Raw genomic sequence first — 22,471 nt, 5'->3', positions numbered from 1 at the left:
CCCCTCTCCTCAGGCTGTAACCGGCTGAGCGCCGGTGGCCAGTGTCATGATATTTTCCTGGCTGATTGCGTCACCGCTCAGCTCGCCGGCAATGGTGCCTTCACGCATGACGTAGACGCGATCGCTCATGCCCACCACCTCCGGCAGTTCGCTGGAGATCATCAGAATCGCCACGCCCTGCTGCGCCAGCTGATTCATCATGCGGTAAATTTCACTCTTCGCCCCGACATCCACGCCGCGCGTCGGTTCGTCCAGAATCAGAATGCGCGGCGCAATAGATACCCAGCGCGAAATCAGCAGCTTCTGCTGGTTGCCGCCTGAGAGCCCGCCCGCGCGTACCTGCGCATGCGGCACGCGAATATTGAGCGACGCGATAGCGTCACTGGCGATCTTCTGCCCCTTGCGCCGGTTCAGCAGGCCGTAGCTGGCGTCGCGCTCCAGCGTCGCCATCACAATGTTCTCCCGCGCGGCCAGCTCCAGAAACAGCCCCTGCTCTTTGCGGTTCTCGGTAAGAAAGCCGATGCCGCGGGCGATCGCTTCACGCGGAGAACGGATGTGCACTTTTTCACCGTCGATCCAGATCTCTCCGCCCGCGGGCTGCTGCACGCCGAAAATCAGCTGCGCCAGCTCGCTGCGTCCGGCCCCCACCAGGCCGGCGAGGCCGACGATCTCACCGGCACGCACCGCCAGGCTGCTGGGGTGGACTTTGTTCCGGTCAGTCAGGTGATTGACCGCCAGACGGATAGCCCCAAATGAAATGTCGCGCGCTTTGTTAAACAGGTCGCTGAGCGGACGCCCGACCATCATGCGCACCAGCTCGCTGGCGTTAAGCTGCTCACGCGTCAGGCTGCCCACATACTCACCGTCACGCAGCACGCTGACGCGATCGGACAGTTCATAGACCTCAGCCATACGGTGGCTGATGTAGATAATCGCCATACCTTCACTGCGCAGCCGCTTGATCAGCGCAAACAGCTGTTCCGTTTCCCGGCTGGAGAGCGCGGCGGTAGGTTCATCCATCACCAGAATGCGGCTGTTGCGGTGCAGCGCGCGGGCGATCTCTACCTGCTGCTGCTCGGCGATGCTCAGACGCCCGACCAGATCGGTCGCGCTGAAGCGAGCGCCCAGCCGCGCAATCACCTGCTGCGCCTCTTCTGCCATCTGCCGGCGTCTGACCAGCCCGCCGCGCGCAATCTCACTGCCGAGAAAAATGTTTTCCGCGACCGTAAGGTTGGGTGCCAGATTGATCTCCTGATAGATCAGCGTAATGCCCGCCGCCAGCGCCTCTTTGGGGCCGCGGATGACGTAAGGTTTCCCTTCAATCAGGATCTCCCCGCTGCTGGCGCTGTAGGCACCGGCCAGAATCTTCATCAGGGTGCTCTTACCGGCCCCGTTTTCCCCCATCAGCGCGTGTACTTCGCCCGGCCAGACGGTGAGGTCCACGCCCTTCAGAGCGTAAAAGCTGCCGAAGCGCCGGGTAATACCGCGCATTTCCAGTATCGGTGCTGTCATTGCCGCGCTCCTGCTGCCGGATAGTGCTGAGCAGTGTCACCGCGCAACATAAATGGAAAATGTCAGCGTCTGTTCATATTTGTCATATTGCTTCTGATGGCCACTTTTATACTCGGCTGACGTTTCGCATGACGAGGTGGCGCATGAGTCAGACTCTGCCGTGGTATGCCGGTGCCCGTGGCCGCCTGCTGCTGTTTAATCTGCTGGTGGTCGGCGTAACGCTGGCGGTCAGCCTGGTGGCGATTACCGGATTCCGTCACGCCGGCACGATTCAGGAAGAGGCGCAGGCGCAGACGCTGGCCGATATGAATGGCAGCCTGGCGCTGGCACGTGACACGGCCAACGTGGCGACGGCAGCGGTACGTCTGTCGCAGGTCGTGGGCGCACTGGAGTACCAGAGTGAATCGGCGCGTCTGCAACAGACGCAGCAGGCGCTGCAGCAGGCGCTGACGCAGCTGGCAGCGGCACCTGTTGCCAGGCTGCAGCCCGCCCTGCTCAGCCGCATTCGTGAGCGCAGCCAGATGCTGGAGCAGAGCATCACGCTGCTGCTGCAGAGGGGGCATCAGCGGCACCTGCAGCGCAATACCATGCTAAGCGGGCTGTGGCAGGCCCAGCTGCTGCTGAACCGCATTAATGCCCTGGCAAGCAACGCCGCTTTTCTGCCGCTGCGTCAGCAGAGCGAGAGCCTGCTCGCGGTAGCGATCCGCTCCGCCACGCCGCAGGCTGCGGTGCAGCAGCTCACCTCTATTTTGCCGGTCTGGTCAGCCCTGCCGCTGGAGGGGGTGCTGGCACTGCAGCGGGCGCGCTTTATCCGCGTTCTCAGCGCGCTGGAGCCCGTTGCCCTGGACCTTGAAGAGAGCGATACCGGCATCGCTTACGCGACTTATCGCATCAAGGCGCTGGTGGCAATGCTCAATGAGGACATTACCCGCTATGTGCAGCAGGTCGCCCAGCAGAGCGATGCACGCAGCGCCAGCACGCACCGTGAACTCGACTCAGTCATCGGGTTTATCGCACTGTTTATGCTGCTGGCGCTGCTGATCACCGGTTACGCCGGCTACTACATCTACCGCAATCTCGGCTCCGGTCTTACCGCTATCGCCCGCGCCATGACGCAGCTGGCGCAGGGAGAGAAAGGCGTCAGCGTGCCCGGTCAGACGCGGCGCGACGAACTGGGCGATCTGGCGCGGGCGTTTAACGTTTTTGCCCGCAACACCGCCTCACTGGCGCACACCTCTTCACTGCTGAAGGAGAAAAGCACCCAGCTGGAGTCAACCTTTCTCGCCATGCGCGACGGCTTTGCGCTGTTTGATAACAGCGGGCAGCTGGTGGTCTGGAACGCACAATATGCGCAGCTGCTGGGTATTGCGCCGCATGAGCTTCAGCGCGGCCTGCACTATCAGCAGCTGCTGGCACGACTGAATGTGCAGCTGCTCAGCCTGCAGGATGCGCAGGAGGTGCGGCTGCCCGACGGGCGTACGCTGGAGCTGCGTTTCAGTCCGGTGCCGCGCCGTGGCATGGTCAACACCGTGCTGGAGCGCACCTCGCGCAAGGCGCTGGAAGAGGCACTGCTGCACAGCCAGAAAATGAAAGCGGTGGGCCAGCTCACCGGCGGCCTGGCGCACGATTTTAACAATCTGCTGGCCGTGATTATCGGCAGCCTGGCGCTCACAGCCGATCAGCTGCCGGCTGGCACGCTGGCGACCCGCATAGAACGCGCCCGCCAGGCCGCGGACCGCGCCGCGCAGCTTACCCAGCGCCTGCTCGCGTTTTCCCGTAAACAGGCGCTCTATCCGCGGGCGGTCGCGGTGGTGGATCTGGTCGAAGATCTGCATTCGCTGCTGCAGCACGCCCTGCTGCCCGGTCAGCAGCTGGTGACCGAGGCGCCGCGGCCCGGCTGGCCGGCGTGGATTGATGCCGGTCAGCTTGAAAATGCGCTGATGAACCTGGTGGTCAACGCGCGCGATGCGCTGCAGCAGCAGCCCGGCGAGATTGTGCTGCGCGTCTGGAACCAGCGCAAAGCGTCGGCAGCGGGGAAACGCGAGTGGGTGGTGGTAGAGGTCATCGATCGCGGCTGCGGCATGTCAGCGGAAGTTCGTCAGCAGGTCTTTGAACCTTTCTTCACCACCAAACCTACCGGCAGTGGCAGCGGACTGGGGCTGTCGATGGTCTATGGCTTTGTGCGGCAGTCGGGCGGTGAAATTGCGCTGGAAACCGCGCCGGGCCAGGGCACCACGGTACGCCTGCTGCTGCCGCGCGCGGCGGAAGCAGCACAGCCGGTCGCTGCGCCTCCGCCTGCTGTACCCGGCGCCAGCCGCGATCGTCTGGTGCTGGTACTGGATGATGAACCCGCCGTGCGGCAGACGCTGTGTGATCATTTGCATCAGCTTGGCTATCTGACGCTGGAGTGCGGCGACGGTGCCAGCGCGCTGGCGCTGCTGCTGCAGACGCCTGATATCGATCTGCTGATCAGTGATCTGATGCTGCCTGGTCCGCTCAGCGGCGCCGATGTAATACGTCAGGCGCAGCAGCAGTGGCCGCAGCTCGCGACGCTGCTGATCAGCGGGCAGGATCTGCGCCGGTCGCAGGTGACGTTACCGCTGTGCGAGCGGCTGGCGAAGCCCTGGCAGCAGGCGCAGCTGGTTCAGGCGCTGGAGCGGGCCTGGCAGCGCAGCGCACGGCTGAGCCGCGCGCGGCAGGCTGCGCCTTCAGCACCGGTATCCCGCGGATAGCAAGTGCTCAGCACACCGTGACCCTGACGTCATGCGGCAGCGCCATTAATGTTTCGCCGCAGGTAAACATTAAATCCCCCCGCTGCCGGGAGGGGTGCGGATGCTCGTGCAGATAAGTGAGCACCGCCGGCGGCAGCTGCGGTGCGACCGCGCGCGTTTCACGCAGCCCGCCGCCGCTGAGACGCAATGTCAGACCGCCGTTCAGGCCTGGTAACTCAATAATCAGCGTACGGATATTGCCGGCGGCATGCTGCCGGCCCATCAGACAGGCGGGATCGGGATTTGCCCTGGCGTGACTCAGGGCCAGCGACGCCTCACAGGCGGGGACCAGCGGCATGCCGGTACAAAAATGCAGCGAGCTACGCAGCGCCGCACTGTCAATCTGCGAATCGAGCCAGAGCGTATCGGCCCCCTCTTCCCGCGTCAGCAGCAGCGCGCTGGCGGCTGAGGAGAGTTCGTTTCGCCCCGGCATCAGCGGCAGCGACACCACGACGCCTGGCTCGCTCATCGCTTTGCGGAGGCGGCGGGACGCCTGCTGAGCATCCGCGACGGAATAATGAAAACTGGCCAGTAAGCTCATGGGTCCTCTTTGTGTACCGGAATAAAAAAATAAACCGCCGGGCTGTTCAGCGCCCTGCTCCGGGCTGAGACGGGATCGGCCCTGCCCGGCTTGATAGACGCTCAGGATGCGTGGAGCAGATGACAGCGGGGTGACGACGGCATGACGGCCTGATGAATCTGCCGCCGCAGCCCCCCTGACGCATCAGGATGATTAATAAGTCCATCTGACGCTGTGCCGCTTACCGCCAGGCACAAACCCGCCTTTCTGCTAACTTATTCATTAGGGCCGCCTGTTTATATGAAGAAAAAATAATGAATTCAATCAGAACATCCCGTCAGTTCCGGCACAGTTTTTTGCGTCAGGTGGTCGCGCCGCTGATCGCGATTCTGGTGCTGTCGTTTGCCGGGGCCGGCAGCGGGCTTTACTGGGGGACATCCGTGACCAACAGTGAAGCGCGTGAGCAGCAGCAGCGTATGATTTCCGCCTCATTTGACCAGAGCCTCAGTGAGCATTTGCGCCAGCTGCGCAGCCTGACGCGCTGGTCACCGCTTGCCGGCCATCTGACACGGGGTGACGCAGACCAGGCCTGGCTGGATCAGAATGTTGGCAGCTGGCTCTATGAGATGTTTGCGCATCAGCTGATCCTGCTGCTGGACAGCAGGCAGCAGCCGGTTGCCGTCTGGCGCAACGGTGAACCGGTCAGCCCACAGGCGGTCGGTCCGTGGCTGCGCGATCTGCTCGCCACGCCGCTGGTAACCCGCGCGGCTGGCGCAGAGGACCGGGCCGATTTTGTGCGTATTGCCGGCCGCGCTGCTGCGCTGGCCGTGGGCAGGATCAGCGCACCTGATAGTACTACCCGGTTTAGCCTGGTGAGCGTTGCGTTTCTCGATGACGGCTATCTGCGCCACCTCTCCGAACGCAGCCAGCTGGCGCAGCTGCACTTTAGCGACACGCCGCCTACTGATAAGAAGAGCGCGTTCTGGACACTTTCATCGCAGAGTGGCCAGCGGGTAGGCTATCTGAGCTGGCAGCCCGACAAGCCTGGCGCACAGATGCTGCGGACTATCATCCCCTCGACGCTGCTGTCGGTGATGATCATTACCCTGCTCTGCCTGTTTATGGTGCGGCGCATCTGGACCTCTTCACTCAGTCTGTCACAGTCGCTGGTCCGGCTGGGCGCCAGCGAGGCGCAGGCGCAGCATCTTGCGTTTCATGACGTGCTGACCGGCCTGCCCAACCGTGCGCTGGTAGAAGATCGTCTGACCCAGGCGCTGGCCGCCGCGCTCCGGCACGATCGCCGCGTGGCGCTGCTGCTGCTCGATCTGGATCGGTTTAAAAATATCAATGACACCTGGGGTCATCACGCCGGTGATGAACTCATCCGCGAGGTGGCGCGTCGCCTGAGCGAGATGGTGCGTACCAGCGACACCGTGGGACGCATTGGCGGCGATGAATTTATTATCGTGATGCCGGATACGGAGACTATCGGCCAGGTGCATGCGCTGGCGCAGCGCATCATCAGCACGCTCAGCGCCCCTTATCATCTGCTGGGTAATGAGCTGTGGGTCGGCGTCAGCATCGGGCTGGCGCTGGCACCGAAAGATGGCACAGACCGGCTGGAGCTGATGCGTAAGGCAGATATCGCGCTGTATGACGCCAAAAATCACGGGCGCGGTCAGTTTCGCCAGTTTGAAAAAGCGATGGATGAGTCGCTGCGTACGCGGCAGGAGCTGGCGGCCGAGCTGCGTCAGGCGCTGGTCAATTTTACCGGCCTCGCCGTCTGGTATCAGCCGCTGATGGAGATTAATGGCGAGCGCGTCGTTGGCGTTGAGGCTCTGCTGCGCTGGCATCATCCGACACGCGGCGATATCTCCCCGGCTGACTTTATCGCTATTGCCGAAGAGACCGGGCTGATCCTGCCGCTGGGCGAGTGGGTGCTGCGCGAAGCCTGCAAGACATCGCTGAAGCTGCCGCAGGTGGTGGTGGCGGTGAACGTGTCACCGGTGCAGTTTCGCAGCAGCGGCTTTGTGCCCCGGCTGCTGGAGATTGTACAGAGCGAAGGGGCCGATCCGCAGCGTCTGGAGCTGGAGATCACCGAAGGCGTGCTGATTGAAGATGAGCATGCGGCACGCAGCTGTATTGTCGCGCTGCGTGAAGCGGGCTTCCGTATCGCGCTGGACGATTTTGGCACCGGTTACTCCAGTCTCAACTATCTGAGCAGTTTCCCGGTCGATAAGATAAAAATTGACCGCTCATTTACTCAGTCGCTCGGTGTGGCCGATAATTCAGCCGCGATTATCGAATCGGTGGTGCGGCTGGGACACGCTATGGGCCTTACCGTGACCGCCGAAGGCGTGGAGACGGAAGGACAGATGCACGCCCTCGCCAGCGCCGGCTGTAACCAGCTGCAGGGTTACCTGTTCAGCCATGCCGTCCCGCTGGCCGAGATTGAAAAAATGGTATAGGTGTCAGGGATGTATACATGACGCCAGGGACGCATTAATGCGTCCCCTACGAGCACCGGGAATGCGTTGGTTATCGCGCCCGAATATAAATCTGCAGGGGCGCCATTGATGGCGCCCGGATAACCGGCACCGCCCTACCCGTAGGGGCGCCATTCATGGCGCCCTGGCAACAATAAGCTACGGCGCATAAACGGGACCAGGAGCGCATTAATGCGCCCCCTGTGGTGGATATGCAGGAGCGCCATTGATAGCGCCCGGATAACCGGCACCGCCCTACCCGTAGGGGCGCCATTCATGGCGCCCTGGCAACAATGAAGTACGGCGTATAAACGAAGCCAGGGGGCGCATTAATGCGCCCCCTGTGGTGAATATGCAGGAGCGCCATTGATAGCGCCCGGATAACCGGCACCGCCCTACCCGTAGGGGCGCCATTCATGGCGCCCTTACTTTTTCGCGACATCTCGCATTGTTAACGTGACTGAATCGCCTTTCTGCGCTGGAAAGAGAAAATAGCGGCTCAGGTAGGCACAATGCGAAACCGTAAAAATCCGCGTCTGACGCAATTTGATTATCGTACACCCGGCGCTTATTTCATTACCCTGGTCACCCGACAGCGCGCGTTACGGCTGGGGGAGATCCTGTCCGGCAGCCTGCACGCTTCGCCAGCCGGCCTCTGCGTGACCGAAGAGTGGGAGTGCCTTTCTGCCCGTTACAGCACGCTGGCAACAGATGCGTTTGTGGTAATGCCCAATCATCTGCACGGCATTATCTGGCTGCATCCGGGTAATCGTTGTTCGTTATCAGCCATTATTAATCACTTTAAAGCAGGTATTTCACGGCGCGCCGGGGTGCCTTTATGGCAGCGCGGCTTTTATGACCGCGTTATCCGTACGGAACAGGAGCTGGACGCGGTTCGCCGTTATATTGCAGAGAATCCACTGAAGTGGGAGCTGGATCGGTTGTTTGTACGGGAACCGCGGGATAAAAACAGGGGCGCATAAACGAGGCCAGGGGCGCATAAACGAAGCCAGGGGCGCATAAACGAAGCCAGGGGCGCATGAATGCGCCCCCTACGATAGATATGCAGGCGCGCCATTTATGGCGCCCGGATAACCGGCACCGCTGTAACCGTAGGGGCGCCATTTATGGCGCCCGGATAACAGACAGAGACCCGGCGGGATCAGCGTTTAGGGCGGATAAGCTGGCTGGCGGTGTCACCGATAATCTGTGCCACCCCGCGATCGCCTTTTGCCATGGATGCCATAAACGATTTCGCCTGCTTAAACGTGATATGCGGCGGCAGCGGGGCCACTTCCGGATCGGTTTTCACCTCCAGCACCACCGGACGGGTTGCGCTGAGCGCCTGCTGCCAGGCGGCGGCTAACTCATCCGGATTATCAACCACGATCCCCTGCAGGCCGAGACTTTCGGCAAAGCGCGCGTAAGGCACATCGGGCAGCTGCTGCGACGCCTCGAAGCGTGGATTACCTTCCATCACGCGCTGCTCCCAGGTGACCTGATTAAGATCCTGGTTATTAAACACGCAGACAATCAGCCGCGGATCGGCCCACTGCTGCCAGTATTTCTGAATAGTGATGAGTTCAGCCATATTGTTCATCTGCATCGCCCCGTCTCCGACCAGCGCCACAACCGGTTTATCGGGATAAGCAAATTTGGCGGCGATAGCAAACGGCACGGCGGCGCCCATACAGGCGAGACCGCCCGACAGGGTGGCGCGCTGTCCCTGCTTCACGCGATAGTCGCGCGCAAACCAGTTGGCGCAGGAGCCGGAGTCAGAGGTGACGATAGCGTTTTCCGGCAGCTGCGGCGACATCTCCCACACCACCCGCTGTGGATTGACCGGGTTAGCCGGCGCCAGCGCCCGCTCCTCCATCAGCTGCCACCAGTCGCGTACCTGCACCGCGATCTGCTCCTGCCAGTGGCGATCGCTTTTATGCTGCAGCAGCGGTATCAGCGCCCGCAGCGTTTCGGCGCTGTCCCCGTGCAGGTTAACTTCACAGGGATAGCGCAGGCCCAGCATTGCCGGGTCAATATCAATCTGTACCGCACGCACCTTGCCTTCGGCGGGTAAAAATTCGGTCCACGGGAAACCGGTGCCGATCATCAGCAGCGTGTCGCACTCCTGCATCAGATCCCACGACGGTTTGGTGCCGAGCAGGCCAATCGATCCGGTGACAAAAGGCGCATCGTCCGGCAGCACATCTTTGCCCAGCAGCGCTTTGGCAACGCCTGCACCGAGCAGGTTCGCGGCCTGGACGACTTCCACTGCCGAACCGCGTGCGCCTGCACCTATCAGGATCGCCACCTTGCTGCCGGCGTTGAGTACCTCTGCCGCGCGCTGCAGATCCGCCTCATACGGGACGATTTTCGGTCGCTGATAGCCGGGGCCCGAGTGGGTAAAGCCGTGCGCATGCTGCGGCGGCTGCCAGGTTTCATCCTGAATATCTTTTGGCAGGATCAGCACCGCCACGCCGTTCTGCGCTTTTGCGATACGCACGCCGCGATCGACCAGATGCTGGATCTGCGCTGGCGCGGCTGCTTCCTGCACGAAATTGGCGACATCAGAAAACACGCGATCGAGGTTCATCTCCTGCTGATAACTGGCACCGCGCGCGGTCGCCTCAGCCTGTCCGGCAATCGCCAGCACCGGCGCATGATCCATTTTGGCATCATAAAGGCCGGTCAGCAGATGGGTAGCGCCCGGTCCGCCGGTAGAGAGGCAGACGCCAAGCTCACCGGTAAATTTGGCGTGCCCGGCGGCCATAAACGCCGCCATCTCTTCATGACGCACCTGAATAAATTCAATACCGGCACCCGTTTTGTTGGCGCGCTGAATGGCACCCAGTACGCCGTTGATACCATCACCCGGATAGCCGTAAATGCGCGTGACGCCCCACGCCTGCAGACGCTCGACAAAAAAATCGCTGGTTTTTTTACTCATCCCGCTGCTCCCTTAGAGGCTGTTGTCAGCTTTTAAGGGTAGCTGACAGAAACGGGCGTGCGGAGAATCTGCCGGATTAAGGTTTGCTGACGCTGCCGGATGACACGCTAACTCAGTGCCGGAGAGACCAGCGCAAAACAGTGTATGTCGTCTGTTGTGCGCCAGGGGGTGCCGTGCACCATGATGTGCGGTGCGTCGACCTGCTGCAGACCCAGCGTTGCCAGCCAGGCCGCCAGCCCGGCGTCAGGCGTATCAAGCCGGACGAACTGACCGGTCAGCGTGTGCAGCAGCGCGGCAATGAGCGCCTGCGCTACGGTACCGTCGCGGGCAATAACCGGGCCGATCGTCCACCCGCGGCCAAAGCGCCGCAGACTGGCAAAACCCTGCACGCTTTGCGCATCGCGCACCAGCACGCTGCCGGGTAGCAACTGCTGCAGCAAACGCGCACGCTGCAGACCGGTCGCCTGCCGGTCAAGCGCACACATATCCGCATACGCTGCGCTGCACGCCGGTTCCAGCCTCAGCGCAGGCGGCAGCGGTACAGCGGGAGGTGCGGCTAACGCCGCGGTCTGGTACTGCCATACCTGACCACACTCCCTGAATCCCAGCTGTGCATAGAGGCCTTTTCCCATTTCCGTTGCATGCAGGCGCAGCGTACAGCCGGCGAAACGCGCGATCAGCGCCTGCATCAGCCTGCGCCCGATGCCGCGTCCGCGCGCGGTCTGGTCCACCACTACCAGGCCGATGGTGGCAGCCGTGCTTCCCCAGCGCCAGCCAAGCGCGCAGCCGGACACCCGCCCCGCCTCTTCCATCACAACACCTTCCCCCAGCGCAATCAGCTGCTGCCAGTCCTCAATACGGTGTGGCCAGCCCGCCTGCTGCGTCAGGGCATGGCCAGCCGCGGCATCTGTCGCCGTAATATCACGCAACGTCATGCTCATGCGATTCTCCCTTAATGAATGCAGAAGAAGAGTGCCATACCGCGGCCGTGCCTGACAGTCTCAGATCTGAAAATCGAGCGCGGGTTCTTCCTCACTCTCATATGAGAGCGCCTGACGCCTGATCTCCTCCAGCGACAGGTTGGCGTTGCAGAGCTCCAGAAACTGCCAGACATAGTTGCGCTGCAGCTGCCCGCGCTTCAGGCCAAGCCACACGGTGTTAGCCTCAAACAGATGGCGGGCATCAATCCTGACCAGATGGTCGCCCTGATAGATATCGCACGCCTGATCGGCGAGGATCCCCACGCCGAGCCCCAGCTCCACATAGGTTTTCACCACGTCAGAATCCTGCGCGCTCAGGACAATATCAGGCCGCAGGCTGGCTGCCTGAAACGCCCGATCAACGCGTGATCGGCCAGTGATCCCCTGCCGGTACGTGACCAATGGCCAGGCGCTCAGGCTTTCAAGTGACACCGGCTGCTGCTGCAGCAGGTCGTGACCGGGCGGCACCAGCAGCGAATGATGCCAGCTGAACCAGGGAAAAGCCGCCAGGCTGGCATGGTTAACCAGCTGCTCAGAGGCGATACCGACATCCGCTTCGCCTGCCAGCAGCATCGCAACAATCTCCTGCGGCGAGCCCTGATTCAGCTCCAGCCGCACGTTGGGATAGAGTTCGCGGAACGCTTTGATGACGCGCGGCAGGCTGTAACGCGCCTGCGTGTGGGTGGTGGCGATCGTCAGCACGCCGCTGGTCTCGTTGGTAAATACATCGGCCAGACGCCGCACTTTGCCTGCCTCATCCAGAATGCGTTCGGCAATGGTCAGCAGCGCTTTACCCGGCTCTGTCATGCCCAGCAGACGCTTTCCGCGCCGGATGAATATCTCCACGCCCAGCTCATCTTCCAGATCGCGGATATGCCGGCTGACACCGGACTGCGAGGTAAACAGCGTGTTAGCGACTTCGGTCAGATTGAAGTCGCAGCGGGCGGCTTCCCGTATAATTTTAAGCTGCTGGAAATTCACACCCTCTCTCCTTTCTGGCACGGTTTTCGCCATGGTAGGGAGCGGAACTAAATACAACAAATAATAAAAAACCGCCTGTTATGCGGTTTAGTAATAAGGCGTGTGGCTGCGACAGGCCGTTTTTAGCCCACCAGCATCAGCTCGCGATCGGCAACAGTGGGCTTATTCAATAGCGACAGCAGAATGGTTTTTACCGCCTGTGCCGCAGGCGAGAGCGGCAGCTGCGCAGACATGTTCAGCGACAGCGGCAACGTCAGTGAGGGTGATGTGATGCGGGCCATCCAGGCGTGGGTTGAGCTGACCAGCGCCCTGGCAGCGGATTCCGGCAGCACGGTTACGCCCAACCCGCTGGACACCGCGGCGGTCAGGGTGGCGATTGATTCAATTTCGCCAATAATGCGCGCGCTCAGGCGGCGCAGTGAAAACGCTTCATCTACCCGCTTGCGCACCGCGCTGTAGTCACGCGGCAGAAACAGGTTCATCTGCGCGACGTCGGCCAGATCTACCGCTGACCCCGGGCAGGCGGTTGCGCCGACCAGGTAAAGCTCCTCTTTCAGCAGCGGCAGGCTGGTCACGCCAGCCGTAGGCGCGCGATCGTAGAGCACGGCCATATCAAGCTGACCGTTCAGCACTTTATCGTTCAGCGAGCTGCCGCTGTTTTCATGCAGATACACCAGCACATCCGGATACTGCTCGCGCACGGTCTGCAGCAGCGGCATGGTCAGAGCGGAGGCCGCCGTGCCGGGTGCCAGACCAATAGAAACCTGTCCGGTCAGCGTCTGGCCCGCCTGGCTGACGGCGGCCTGCGCCTGCTCACACTGACGTAATATGGTGCGGGCGTGCGCATAGAGAATTTTACCCGCGTCGGTAGGCGTTACGCCGCGCTTGGTACGGATCAGCAGCTGCTGATCCAGTTCGCTTTCCAGCGTTGCCACCTGCTGACTGAGGGCCGGCTGCGCAATATGCAGTACTTCGGCGGCGCGGGTCAGGCTGCCGATATCGACGATGTTCACAAAATACTTCAGCCGTCTTAAGTTCATGTTGCCTCCGTCAATTCCGGTTTACCCGTTAAGGGCGTATGGCCTGCTGGCCGATAAACAGAGTTTTGCAATAAGCAGGCCAGTTATTTCATCGCGGAAAAAAACGGCGTACCACAGAGATTAAAAGACTGGAAAATAAGCTTTTGTGATTACCTGAAAGGAAGCAGAGTGTGTCGGTGCCGCAGCGGGCGGGTAAAGCGGGAGCTGGCATGCACTCTGCTGGTGCAAAACCTGCAAGGCAGACGTGCAAAAAAGTGATGACAGGAAACCGGTACGTTGTTTTGCCTCCGGCCTGACCCCGGCCCTGCCGGGGTCAGTTGTGCCGCAGAGAGCGGTGACTTAGCGTTTTTTGCGGTTGCGATGCATATCAATTGACACCGCAGCAACGATAATCATGCCTTTGATAATGTCCTGCACATAAGCGTCTACACCGACGAAGGTAAAGCCGCTCTTGATGAGTCCCAGGATCACGGCACCGATCAGCGTGCCGGTGATGCGCCCCACGCCGCCCATCAGGCTGCTGCCCCCGATAACCGCGGCGGCGATCGCATCCAGCTCATACGCCATCCCCATGCTTGACTGACCGCTGCTGACGCGCGCTGCCAGTACCACGCCTGCCAGGCCTGAGAGCGCACCGGCAATGGTATAGACGATGATCAGATACTTATTAACGTTGATGCCGGACACTTTGGCTGATGTCATGTTGCCGCCAATGGCATAGACATATTTGCCGTAGCGGGTATGTTTCAGCGCGATATGGAACAGGAACGCCACCACCAGGAAGATGATAACCGGCATTGCACCCTGACCAATCGAAGTAAAGCTGTCTGACAGAAAGCTGATGGGATTACCCTGCGTATAGTATTGCGCCAGGCCCCGCGCGGACACCATCATCCCCAGCGTGGCGATAAAGGGCGGAATACCGGTACGGGTGATCAGCACGCCGTTGATGACGCCGCACAGCAGTCCGACACCGATACCGGCGCCGATGGGGATGGCCGCAGGCAGGTTAACCAGCGAGGGGAACATTGGCGACAGGCTTTCTGAGGTCTGCGCCAGGCTGGCCGCCACCACCGCCGTCAGGGCGATAACGGAGCCGGAGGAGAGGTCGATGCCGGTGGTGATGATCACCTGCGTAACGCCGACCGCGATAATGCCGATAATGGCCACCTGCAGGACAATCAGCACTAAACGGTTGGTGTTGAGGAGAAAAGACTGGTCGCGTACGTACCAGCCGGCAATTTCAAAAATCAGCGCAATGCCTAACATCACCACAAAAATGCCGGTATCTTTCGGCAATTTATGGCGCAGATTACTGAAGAAAGAGCTTTGTTCAGTGGCCTGCGGGGCCGTAGCTTTTACATTATTCATAGGGATCTCAAGCCTCACTCAGATGCCAGCGACAAAATGGTTTCCTGGTCGGCCTCTTCTTTACTGAGGATGCCGGTTATGCGCCCGCCGTGCATCACCATGATGCGGTCACTCATGCCGAGAATTTCCGGCAGTTCAGAAGAGACCATGATGATAGCCACACCGCGATTAGCGAGTTCACTGATCAGGCGGTAGATCTCGGCTTTGGCCCCTACATCGATACCGCGGGTCGGTTCGTCCAGAATCAGGATCTTCGGCTGCGCCAGCAGCCAGCGCGCAATCAGCACTTTTTGCTGGTTACCGCCGCTGAGGTTATTGATGATCTGATCCATGGTCGGCGTTTTAATATTGAGCTTGCGGATCTGATCCATACAGTCCTGCGCCATTTTCACATGGCTGACAAAGCCGCTTTTGCCGGTGTAATCGGGCATGTTAACGATGCTCATGTTCTCCATCACCGACAGCACCAGAAACAGCCCCGACTTTTTGCGATCCTCAGTGAGAAACGCCATGCCTTTTTCAATGGCCATAGAGGGCGAATCGATGCTGACCGGTACACCATCGATCAGCACTTCACCGCTGTCATAACTCTCCATACCAAACAGGCTTTCCATCACCTCACTGCGTCCCGCACCCACCAGCCCGGCGACGCCCAGGATCTCCCCTTTGCGTACGCTGAAGCTGATATCGCTGAAGCGATCTTTGCTGGTCAGGCCGCGCACCGTCAGCACATCTTCGCCGATGGTGCCGTTGAATTTCGGAAACAGCTGGGTCAGCTCGCGCCCCACCATCTGGGTGATCAGCGACTGCCGCGTAAACGCGCTGGTATCGTTGCTTCCGACCCAGGTACCGTCACGGAAGATGCTGATCTCATCGGTAATAGTGAAGATCTCATCCATCTTATGGCTGATATAGATAATCGCCTTGCCCTGCGCCCGCAGGTCGCGAATGATAGTAAACAGATGCGCCACTTCGGTTTCGGTGAGCGCGGAGGTGGGCTCATCCATGATCACCACGTCAGAGTTCCATGATACCGCTTTGGCAATCTCCACCATCTGCTGCGCCGCAATGCTCAGCTCGCCCACCATGCGATCCGCTTTGAGGCGAATATTGAGTTTATTAAGCAACTCCTGCGTCTGGCGGTTCAGCAGCGCGTGATCGACGAAGCCAAACTTCATCGGCTCACGCCCCAGCCAGATATTTTCCGCCACGGTCATATGCGGCACCAGGTTCAGCTCCTGATGGATCATTGAGATGCCGGAACGCAACGCGTCCATGGTGTCCTGGAACTGCACGGGTTCCCCTTTGATGCGGATAGTGCCCTTATCGGGACGGTAAATCCCGATAAGGCATTTCATCAGCGTGGATTTGCCTGCGCCATTCTCGCCCATCAGGGCATGTACCGACCCCGGCCTGATTCGCAGTGAGACATTGTCGAGTGCCTTCACTCCGGGGAAGAACTTGCTGATGCCTTCGGCTTCAAGCGCAAAAGCGGTCATACATCACCTCCATACGGCTTAAGGGGGGAGCGGTTATTTCTGGTTGCGATTCTCAAACTGCGCCATGTTCTCTTTGGTGATCAGCTGATAAGGGATGTTGATCACTTTCTCAACTTTCTCACCTTTGGCCAGGCTGACAGCAGCCCGCACCGCGCCTTCACCCTGCCCTTTGGCATCCTGGAAAACCGTGGCGACCATTTTGCCGTTTTTCAGCATCTGCAGCGCATCCGGGGTGCCATCCACGCCGGCAATCAGGATATGGTTCGGGTTTTTGCCCAGCGCCTGCAGGGCACCAATCGCCATTTCATCGTTGTTAGAGGCGATGGCCTGGATGTCATCGCCGGCGGTCATCCAGTTGCTGACCACATCCACCGCGTCGTTACGGGTGAATTTTGCCGTCTGCTTCTGCACCACTTTGATATCAGGATATTTCGCTACCACCGCTTCCACGCCTTTGGTGCGGTCGCGCGTTGATTCGTTCGCTAAATCACCCATCAGGATCGCCACGTTGCCTTTGCCGTTCATCGCTTTGGCCAGCGCTTCCATCTGCAGGCGGCCCGCCAGCTCTGAGTCTGAGCCGACATACGCCATTTTGTTTGTGAGTTCACCGGCAGGTTTACGGTTAACGAAGATCAGGGGAATATCCGCTTTCTTCGCCGCGTCCATGATCGGTTTCACGGCGTTGGTATCTACCGGGTTAACGATAATGGCGTCCACGCCCTGCCCGATAAAGTTCTGTACCTGCTGCAGCTGCTGCGACACGTCCCCTTTGGCATCTTCCAGCTGGCCTTTAACGTTATCTTTCTGCATCTCTTTCTGCATCGCCGTGCGCAGAATGGTCAGAAAGTTGTCGTCAAACAGCGCCATTGAGACACCAACCTGCAGATCTTTCGCCATAACCGCAGCGGGCAACATGCAGGCTAACAGGGAAGTGACTAACGCTTTTTTAAATTTCATAGGGCACCTTCTTATTGTTAGTTAACGCACGCACAGCATGATGCATCAGGTAAATGAAAAAAATCTTTTGCCTTTGCGCACCGCGACTGGCGTTATTTATGGGTACAGATTTCGGATAGTTGCACTTTTCGCGCTGAAGCCAGCTGATGTTGCTCTGAAGAACGCGCTCCTTATCAACAGGTTAATTTTGCTGTCACCGCCGCCTGTTAAAAAGTAGTTTCCGGCGTGATGATAAGCAGTTCATTTGTTTCATACTTGCTTCATATGAAATTTTCATCATAAAAGCACTGAAACAGTTGTTTTAAAATCAGCAAACCGCAAAAATTTGACACGCCTCTAACATCTCAGCGGAAATGCCTCTGAATTGAGATCCTGTTGGCAGTTTGCTTTGCCACCACATCAGGCAGAAAAGCAGCAGAATGGTGCTTTTGCGCGCACTTAAACCAAAAGTGTGCAGTACAGCTTTGACAAGCGGGATCGCGCTCGCTACTATTCGCCTCGTTCACACGATTCCTCTGTAGTTCAGTCGGTAGAACGGCGGACTGTTAATCCGTATGTCACTGGTTCGAGTCCAGTCAGAGGAGCCAGAATTAGAAAAGCCCGCTCAGGGAAACCTGAGCGGGCTTTTTGCTGTGTTGCGTTTTGATGTGGTACTGGCTGGTGGTGTACCAGGCTGGCTGGGAACGCTAGCCTGCCGGGTCAGGCTTTGGTTGTTATCAGGGCGTTAGGCCGTGTTGCTAAAATATCTTTAAAACTGCGCTGGTTGCTATACAAACTTTCTCTTTCTTCAATAGAGGGATCAATACTTAACGTATCGCTGTCTGAATTTGTTCCAGTCATATATCCTGTCGCGAAACCGGAATCCGCTCCGGTTGTCTCCCGCGATAAAACAGGAGGCGAGGTTTCGTTATGTATAGATGTTTTCGGCAGTATGTTTACCTGCGGTTCTGGTTCACGACTGACAAAAGGCTTAGTATTATTATTCTTTTCTAAAAACTCACTATATCTGAGTACAATGTTTAAGTTATCTATATACTCTTGAGATAAAGTCCATTTTATCTGCGGAGGCACATTGCTAAGAACTGAAATAACCTCTGTTAAATCCAAAGGAGTCTCATCAATATCGGTAAGATTAATTTCTCCTGACGGCATAAGAAGATCGCTATTTTTATTCAGTCCTAATTGTTCTCTTACCTGACTTGCTATCGCTACTGCAGACTTTTCATTTCTATCTAACTGCTCAATGACACTTAAAAGGCTGTCCAGGTCTTTGTTATACTCCTCTGACATTATCCATTTTGTCTGTGGAGGTAAATCCTCCATTATTGCCATAACCTCTGGCAGACTCAAATTAGTTTTATGAATATCTGTCAGGTTAATTTCTCCTGACGGCATAAGAAGATCATTCTCATGACTAAGTTTTAATCTATCTCTGAGAAGAATCGATGTGCATAGAGAAGTAAAATAATGGTCAGGTATAAACTTGCTTTCCTCCTCACATCCTTTTTTTACTACAATACGTGTTTCTTCAGCCCTGGCACTTGGCTCAAATTTAATATGCATCCCTTTGGGAGATATATTTATTTCTTTAGCATCCTGTAAATTATTGAGTGTAATATTATTTTCATGAAAATAGTTACGCAGGTTTTTTATTACACAATTATATAATTCTTCTTTCTCTTTTCTTACCCCACCAAGTGTAAACATATTAACAAGGTATTCCAGCATACCTTTAGGTCTGGTTACTTCTAACATATCAAATTCATTGCCGTGACGTAATATATTTTCCGTTACTCTTAAACGTTCTTGCGCACTTATAACTGACATAATTTCTCCTGAACTGCGTCTAAAAAACAGCCCTATAGTTAAAATGATCTCCTGTCCGCGCGCTCTCTAAATTCGCTCCTTATGGTTCAACGTCCCTGGCTGGCTTCGCGCCACACGTACTGCTGTCCGGGCTGGAGTATGCCTGTGTTATCATGGGGTTTTTGATCAACGCTGTGAAAACCATGTCTGAGACCCCCAGTAAACGCAAAAACGATCCGGAAGGATTAAAGCGCCGTATCATTGCGGCTGCGCTCTCTGTTTTCGCCGAATATGGCCTGACGGGCGCGCGCATGGAGCAGATTGCAGCGCTGGCGCAGACCACGAAGCGCATGGTGGTTTATCACTTCACCAGCAAAGAAGCGCTCTACATTGAGGTGCTGGAGCAGGTGTATCGCGCCATGCGCGAGCATGAAACCAGCCTGCAGCTTGCCTCGCTCGAACCGGAACAGGCGATGGTCAAACTGGTTGAGGCGAGCTTTGATTATCATGTGGCGCATCCGGACTTTATGCGGCTGGTCTGCAGCGAAAACCTGCTGCGCGGCCGCTATATCATGCAGTCTGAGCGGATCAAAACGCTTAACCGCAGTGCGCTCGAACTGCTTGAAGCGATACTGACGCGTGGCCAGCAGCAGGGACTGTTTTGTCGCGACCTCAGCAGCGTGGATGTACACCGCCTTATCAGCAGTATCTGCGTTCACCATGTGTCGAACCGCTATACCTTTCATACGCTGTTCACGCCTGACGACAGCGAAGCGGAAACCATCTGCCGCAACCGTCAGCTGGCGGTGACAGCAACGCTGCGTTACATTCGCCAGGCCCCGTCGTCTGCGGGTTCGCTGTGATGGTCTACGCTTGATCTCATCAACGGGACGGTCACAGACCTGAGACTAAGGAACACTGAAGTGAACAAAGATGCCCTTCTCTATCCGTTACGCAACACCCAGGATACTGAACACGATACAGCCCTCTGGAACTGGGCGCAGAACTCTGTGGTGGGCCAGCGTCAGCAGCTGCACCAGCCACAAACGGAAGCTGAGCTGCAGCAGCTGCTGCGCGATACGCGCGGAAAAGTGCGTCTGATGGGCAGCCGACTGTCGCCAGGCCGGATGCTCTGCGTGCAACCCGACGACCTGCTGCTCGACCTGAGCGCCTTTACCGGCGTACTGGCTGAAGATGACCACACCATTACCTTTGCGGCCGGTACGCTGCTGCAAACGGTGTATGACACCTTAACCGCGCGCGATCGCATGCTCGCCTCTTCCCCCGGCGTGATTGCCGTGCAGACGCTGGCGGGTGCGCTGGCGACCGGGACCCATGGTCAGGGATTACAGCAGAGTTCGCTGGCGGATGAAGCGCTGCGCATTCGCATGGTGCTGGCCGATGGCAGCGTGCGTGAGTTTGTGCGCGGCGAGCCTGACTTCCCGGCAGCGCAGGTTGCCCTGGGTTCGCTTGGCGTGGTAACTGCGGTTACGCTGCGCACCCAGCCGTTTCGCTTATTTACCTGCTATAAATTTGCCGTCAGCGCTGATGCGCTGGAGCAGGATCTGCTGAAGTGGAACCGTGACTATGAGCTGAGTAAAGCCTGGTGGTTTGTCGATGACAACCTGATGCATGTCTGGAACGCTGAGCAGGCCAGCGAAGAGGATACGCAGGCCTGGCACGCCAATGGACGTCAGGTGATTGAGCATGGCGATAACGCCGACAGCAGCCTGAACCATACCATTGATCAGACGCTGGCCCAGATGCACCGCGATACGCAAATCCACGGTAAAGGTGGTAAACAGTTCCGCACCGTTACCCGCTTCCGCGACTTTACCGATGTCAGCGGCGATATTTATCAGCTTTTTTGTCGCGGCATCGCGGTCCCGCAGATCAACGTAGAAATTGCCGTGCCGCTCGATAAAACGCCGCAGGTTATCAGCAAGATTAAAGCCTGGTATGCCGAAAATCAGCCGCACATGCACTACCCGATTATCCTGCGCTGTACCGGCGCCTCAGAAGGCTGGCTGAGCCCGTCACATCAGCAGCCCTCCTGCTTCTTTGGGTTTGTCGTGTACTACGCGGATGATGGCTCGCTGTCGCAGGAGGGTCTGCATTTTCTGACGGAAGTAGAGAAACTGCTGGCAGCTGAAGGCGGACGCCCGCACTGGGGGAAATATTACGATCCGCAGCGCTATCAGTGGCGCGATATTTATCCGCAGTGGGATGCTTTTCGCGCGGTGCGTGAAACGCTGGATCCCACCCGCCGTTTCAGCAACGACTACACCACTGCGCTTTTTGACTGATGTCTGAACAGGGAGAGAATATGTTCGCCTGGGTAACGCTGCTGACGCAGCCCGATTATGTTATTGGCGTGAAAGCGCTGCACCGTTCGCTTCAGCGCAGTGAAACCCGCTGGCCGCTGGTTGTGATGGTCACGGATGCGATCGATGCCGGGACGCGCGCTGCGCTGCAGGCTGCAGGCTGTGTGATTAAGCCTGTTGCGCCGCTGATGCCCGACAGCGCGCTGGAGCAGCACTACGCGTCGGCACAGTTTGGCGAGGTGTGGAGCAAATTACGCGCGTGGGAGCTGACCGACTATGAGCGCGTGGTTTTTCTGGATGCCGATATGCTGGTTCTGCAGAACATGGATGAGCTGTTTACGCTGGATATGGGTAAATATGCGCTGGCCGCCTGTCACGCCTGCCGCTGTAATCCAAACCAGATTGCGAGCTATCCGGCCAGCTGGCAGCCGGAAAACTGTCACTATACCTGGCATGACCGGGGCGAAGCGGCACCTGCCACGCTCGACGCTTATCTTAACGGCGGTTTTCTGGTGCTGAAACCGGATAACGCCGTGTTCAGCTGGCTGCAGCAGAAAGTGCAGGAGATTGACGATCTTAAACGCTATCCCTTCTCGGAGCAGGATCTGCTGAATGAAGTGTTTGCCGGCCGCTGGTTGCCGCTTTCCTACATCTATAACGCGCTAAAGACGCTGCCCTTTCAGCACAGCGCCATGTGGCAGCAGGATAAGGTTAAAAACCTGCACTATATCCTCGCCAAGCCGTGGAAGCGCGATCTCACCCAGCCGGAAGAAGAACGCGACCGTTATTATGCGCTGGACAAACTGTGGTGGGAGCGTGGTACCGCATAGCGGCGCCGGTTTTCATACGCGGCCAGGGCGCCATGAATGGCGCCCCTACAATGATGGTGTACCGCAGGGGCCGCATTATTGCGGCCCTGGTTTCATTTACGGCCAGGGCGCCATGAATGGCGCCCCTACGGTGGCGATATACGTAGGGGCCGCATTATTGCGGCCCTGGTTTCATACCCGGCAAAGGATGCCATGAATGGCGCCCCTGCGGTGATGGTGTACCGCAGGGGCCGCATTGATGCGGCCCTGGTTTCATACCCGGCAAAGGGCGCCATGAATGGTGCCCCTACAATGATGATATACCGCAGGGGCCGCATTATTGCGGCCCTGGTTTCATACGCGGCAAAGGATGCCATGAATGGCGCCCCTGCGGTGATGGTGTACCGCAGGGGCCGCATTATTGCGGCCCTGGTTTCATACCCGGCAAAGGGCGCCATGAATGGCGCCCCT

General features: G+C 58.3%; 16 protein-coding genes and 1 tRNA gene. 7 read left to right on the top strand and 10 right to left on the bottom strand.

Annotated elements, in window-relative coordinates; translation table 11 throughout:
* Window positions 1-9: 9 nt before the first annotated feature.
* Window positions 10-1,512 (bottom strand): sugar ABC transporter ATP-binding protein, encoded by a 1,503-nt coding sequence (locus tag B3041_RS06750; RefSeq protein WP_292970724.1) that lies wholly within the window; start codon window positions 1,510-1,512, stop codon window positions 10-12.
* A gap of 143 nt (window positions 1,513-1,655) precedes the next feature.
* On the opposite strand from B3041_RS06750, the gene B3041_RS06745 reads away from it, so the two are divergent.
* Complete coding sequence (locus tag B3041_RS06745; protein ID WP_292970721.1) at window positions 1,656-4,244, top strand: ATP-binding protein; 2,589 nt, start codon at window positions 1,656-1,658, stop codon at window positions 4,242-4,244.
* Window positions 4,245-4,251: 7 nt separating this feature from the next.
* Here the strand turns inward: B3041_RS06745 and B3041_RS06740 are convergent, their stop codons facing one another.
* A complete protein-coding gene (locus B3041_RS06740; protein ID WP_292970718.1) occupies window positions 4,252-4,824 on the bottom strand; it encodes a phosphonate C-P lyase system protein PhnH in 573 nt (190 codons plus the stop codon).
* Between the two features lie 293 nt (window positions 4,825-5,117).
* On the opposite strand from B3041_RS06740, the gene B3041_RS06735 reads away from it, so the two are divergent.
* Together B3041_RS06735 and B3041_RS06730 are read left to right on the top strand one after the other, a co-directional pair.
* Window positions 5,118-7,271 (top strand): putative bifunctional diguanylate cyclase/phosphodiesterase, encoded by a 2,154-nt coding sequence (locus B3041_RS06735; RefSeq protein WP_414692365.1) that lies wholly within the window; start codon window positions 5,118-5,120, stop codon window positions 7,269-7,271.
* A 530-nt stretch (window positions 7,272-7,801) separates the two neighbouring features.
* Window positions 7,802-8,272, top strand: coding sequence for a transposase (locus B3041_RS06730; protein ID WP_292970715.1), 471 nt, complete (start codon window positions 7,802-7,804; stop codon window positions 8,270-8,272).
* Window positions 8,273-8,451: 179 nt separating this feature from the next.
* On the opposite strand, the gene B3041_RS06725 is transcribed toward B3041_RS06730, so the two are convergent.
* From B3041_RS06725 to B3041_RS06695, 7 genes are all read right to left on the bottom strand, one after another.
* Entirely contained in the window at window positions 8,452-10,233 is a 1,782-nt protein-coding gene (locus tag B3041_RS06725) for a thiamine pyrophosphate-requiring protein (RefSeq protein ID WP_292970712.1), read from the bottom strand.
* A gap of 107 nt (window positions 10,234-10,340) precedes the next feature.
* Complete coding sequence (locus B3041_RS06720) at window positions 10,341-11,174, bottom strand: GNAT family N-acetyltransferase (protein WP_292970709.1); 834 nt, start codon at window positions 11,172-11,174, stop codon at window positions 10,341-10,343.
* Between the two features lie 60 nt (window positions 11,175-11,234).
* The gene (gene cbl / locus B3041_RS06715) at window positions 11,235-12,194 is read right to left on the bottom strand and encodes an HTH-type transcriptional regulator Cbl (RefSeq protein ID WP_065648963.1); all 960 of its coding nucleotides are present in this window, start codon (window positions 12,192-12,194) and stop codon (window positions 11,235-11,237) included.
* A 122-nt stretch (window positions 12,195-12,316) separates the two neighbouring features.
* Window positions 12,317-13,234, bottom strand: coding sequence for a nitrogen assimilation transcriptional regulator NAC (gene nac / locus B3041_RS06710; protein ID WP_065648962.1), 918 nt, complete (start codon window positions 13,232-13,234; stop codon window positions 12,317-12,319).
* A 339-nt stretch (window positions 13,235-13,573) separates the two neighbouring features.
* Entirely contained in the window at window positions 13,574-14,605 is a 1,032-nt protein-coding gene (locus B3041_RS06705) for an ABC transporter permease (RefSeq protein ID WP_065648961.1), read from the bottom strand.
* A gap of 14 nt (window positions 14,606-14,619) precedes the next feature.
* Window positions 14,620-16,104 (bottom strand): sugar ABC transporter ATP-binding protein, encoded by a 1,485-nt coding sequence (locus B3041_RS06700; RefSeq protein ID WP_292970699.1) that lies wholly within the window; start codon window positions 16,102-16,104, stop codon window positions 14,620-14,622.
* Window positions 16,105-16,137: 33 nt separating this feature from the next.
* Entirely contained in the window at window positions 16,138-17,061 is a 924-nt protein-coding gene (locus B3041_RS06695) for a sugar ABC transporter substrate-binding protein (RefSeq protein ID WP_065648959.1), read from the bottom strand.
* A 511-nt stretch (window positions 17,062-17,572) separates the two neighbouring features.
* On the opposite strand from B3041_RS06695, the gene B3041_RS06690 reads away from it, so the two are divergent.
* Window positions 17,573-17,648: transfer RNA gene (locus B3041_RS06690), tRNA-Asn, on the top strand.
* 112 nt (window positions 17,649-17,760) lie between these two features.
* On the opposite strand, the gene B3041_RS06685 is transcribed toward B3041_RS06690, so the two are convergent.
* On the bottom strand, window positions 17,761-18,888 hold the full coding sequence (locus tag B3041_RS06685; protein WP_292970694.1) for a hypothetical protein: 1,128 nt from the start codon (window positions 18,886-18,888) through the stop codon (window positions 17,761-17,763).
* Between the two features lie 182 nt (window positions 18,889-19,070).
* Here B3041_RS06685 and B3041_RS06680 point away from each other — a divergent pair, with 182 nt between their 5' ends.
* Genes B3041_RS06680 through B3041_RS06670 form a run of 3 tightly spaced genes read left to right on the top strand, consistent with a single transcriptional unit; the run spans window position 19,071 to window position 22,021 of the window.
* Window positions 19,071-19,730, top strand: a complete 660-nt coding sequence (locus tag B3041_RS06680) for a TetR/AcrR family transcriptional regulator (protein ID WP_292970691.1) — start codon at window positions 19,071-19,073, stop codon at window positions 19,728-19,730.
* Window positions 19,731-19,790: 60 nt separating this feature from the next.
* On the top strand, window positions 19,791-21,173 hold the full coding sequence (locus B3041_RS06675) for a D-arabinono-1,4-lactone oxidase (protein ID WP_292970688.1): 1,383 nt from the start codon (window positions 19,791-19,793) through the stop codon (window positions 21,171-21,173).
* A gap of 20 nt (window positions 21,174-21,193) precedes the next feature.
* A complete protein-coding gene (locus B3041_RS06670) occupies window positions 21,194-22,021 on the top strand; it encodes a glycosyltransferase family 8 protein (protein WP_065650449.1) in 828 nt (275 codons plus the stop codon).
* Window positions 22,022-22,471 lie beyond the last annotated feature (450 nt).

Source organism: Pantoea sp. UBA4549, from assembly GCF_002387285.1.
Lineage (GTDB): Bacteria > Pseudomonadota > Gammaproteobacteria > Enterobacterales > Enterobacteriaceae > Pantoea > Pantoea borealis.
Note: the sequence above shows the minus strand (reverse complement) of the source record. Positions and strands in the feature narration are given on the sequence as shown.

Excerpts from the sequence above, each read along its gene's own strand:
- B3041_RS06750 (WP_292970724.1), bottom strand. The coding sequence starts at position 1,512 with ATGACAGCACCGATACTGGAAATGCGCGGTATTACCCGGCGCTTCGGC.
- B3041_RS06745 (WP_292970721.1), top strand. The coding sequence starts at position 1,656 with ATGAGTCAGACTCTGCCGTGGTATGCCGGTGCCCGTGGCCGCCTGCTG.
- B3041_RS06740 (WP_292970718.1), bottom strand. The coding sequence starts at position 4,824 with ATGAGCTTACTGGCCAGTTTTCATTATTCCGTCGCGGATGCTCAGCAG.
- B3041_RS06735 (WP_414692365.1), top strand. The coding sequence starts at position 5,118 with ATGAATTCAATCAGAACATCCCGTCAGTTCCGGCACAGTTTTTTGCGT.
- B3041_RS06730 (WP_292970715.1), top strand. The coding sequence starts at position 7,802 with ATGCGAAACCGTAAAAATCCGCGTCTGACGCAATTTGATTATCGTACA.
- B3041_RS06725 (WP_292970712.1), bottom strand. The coding sequence starts at position 10,233 with ATGAGTAAAAAAACCAGCGATTTTTTTGTCGAGCGTCTGCAGGCGTGG.
- B3041_RS06720 (WP_292970709.1), bottom strand. The coding sequence starts at position 11,174 with ATGAGCATGACGTTGCGTGATATTACGGCGACAGATGCCGCGGCTGGC.
- nac (WP_065648962.1), bottom strand. The coding sequence starts at position 13,234 with ATGAACTTAAGACGGCTGAAGTATTTTGTGAACATCGTCGATATCGGC.
- B3041_RS06705 (WP_065648961.1), bottom strand. The coding sequence starts at position 14,605 with ATGAATAATGTAAAAGCTACGGCCCCGCAGGCCACTGAACAAAGCTCT.
- B3041_RS06700 (WP_292970699.1), bottom strand. The coding sequence starts at position 16,104 with ATGACCGCTTTTGCGCTTGAAGCCGAAGGCATCAGCAAGTTCTTCCCC.
- B3041_RS06695 (WP_065648959.1), bottom strand. The coding sequence starts at position 17,061 with ATGAAATTTAAAAAAGCGTTAGTCACTTCCCTGTTAGCCTGCATGTTG.
- B3041_RS06685 (WP_292970694.1), bottom strand. The coding sequence starts at position 18,888 with ATGTCAGTTATAAGTGCGCAAGAACGTTTAAGAGTAACGGAAAATATA.
- B3041_RS06680 (WP_292970691.1), top strand. The coding sequence starts at position 19,071 with ATGTCTGAGACCCCCAGTAAACGCAAAAACGATCCGGAAGGATTAAAG.
- B3041_RS06670 (WP_065650449.1), top strand. The coding sequence starts at position 21,194 with ATGTTCGCCTGGGTAACGCTGCTGACGCAGCCCGATTATGTTATTGGC.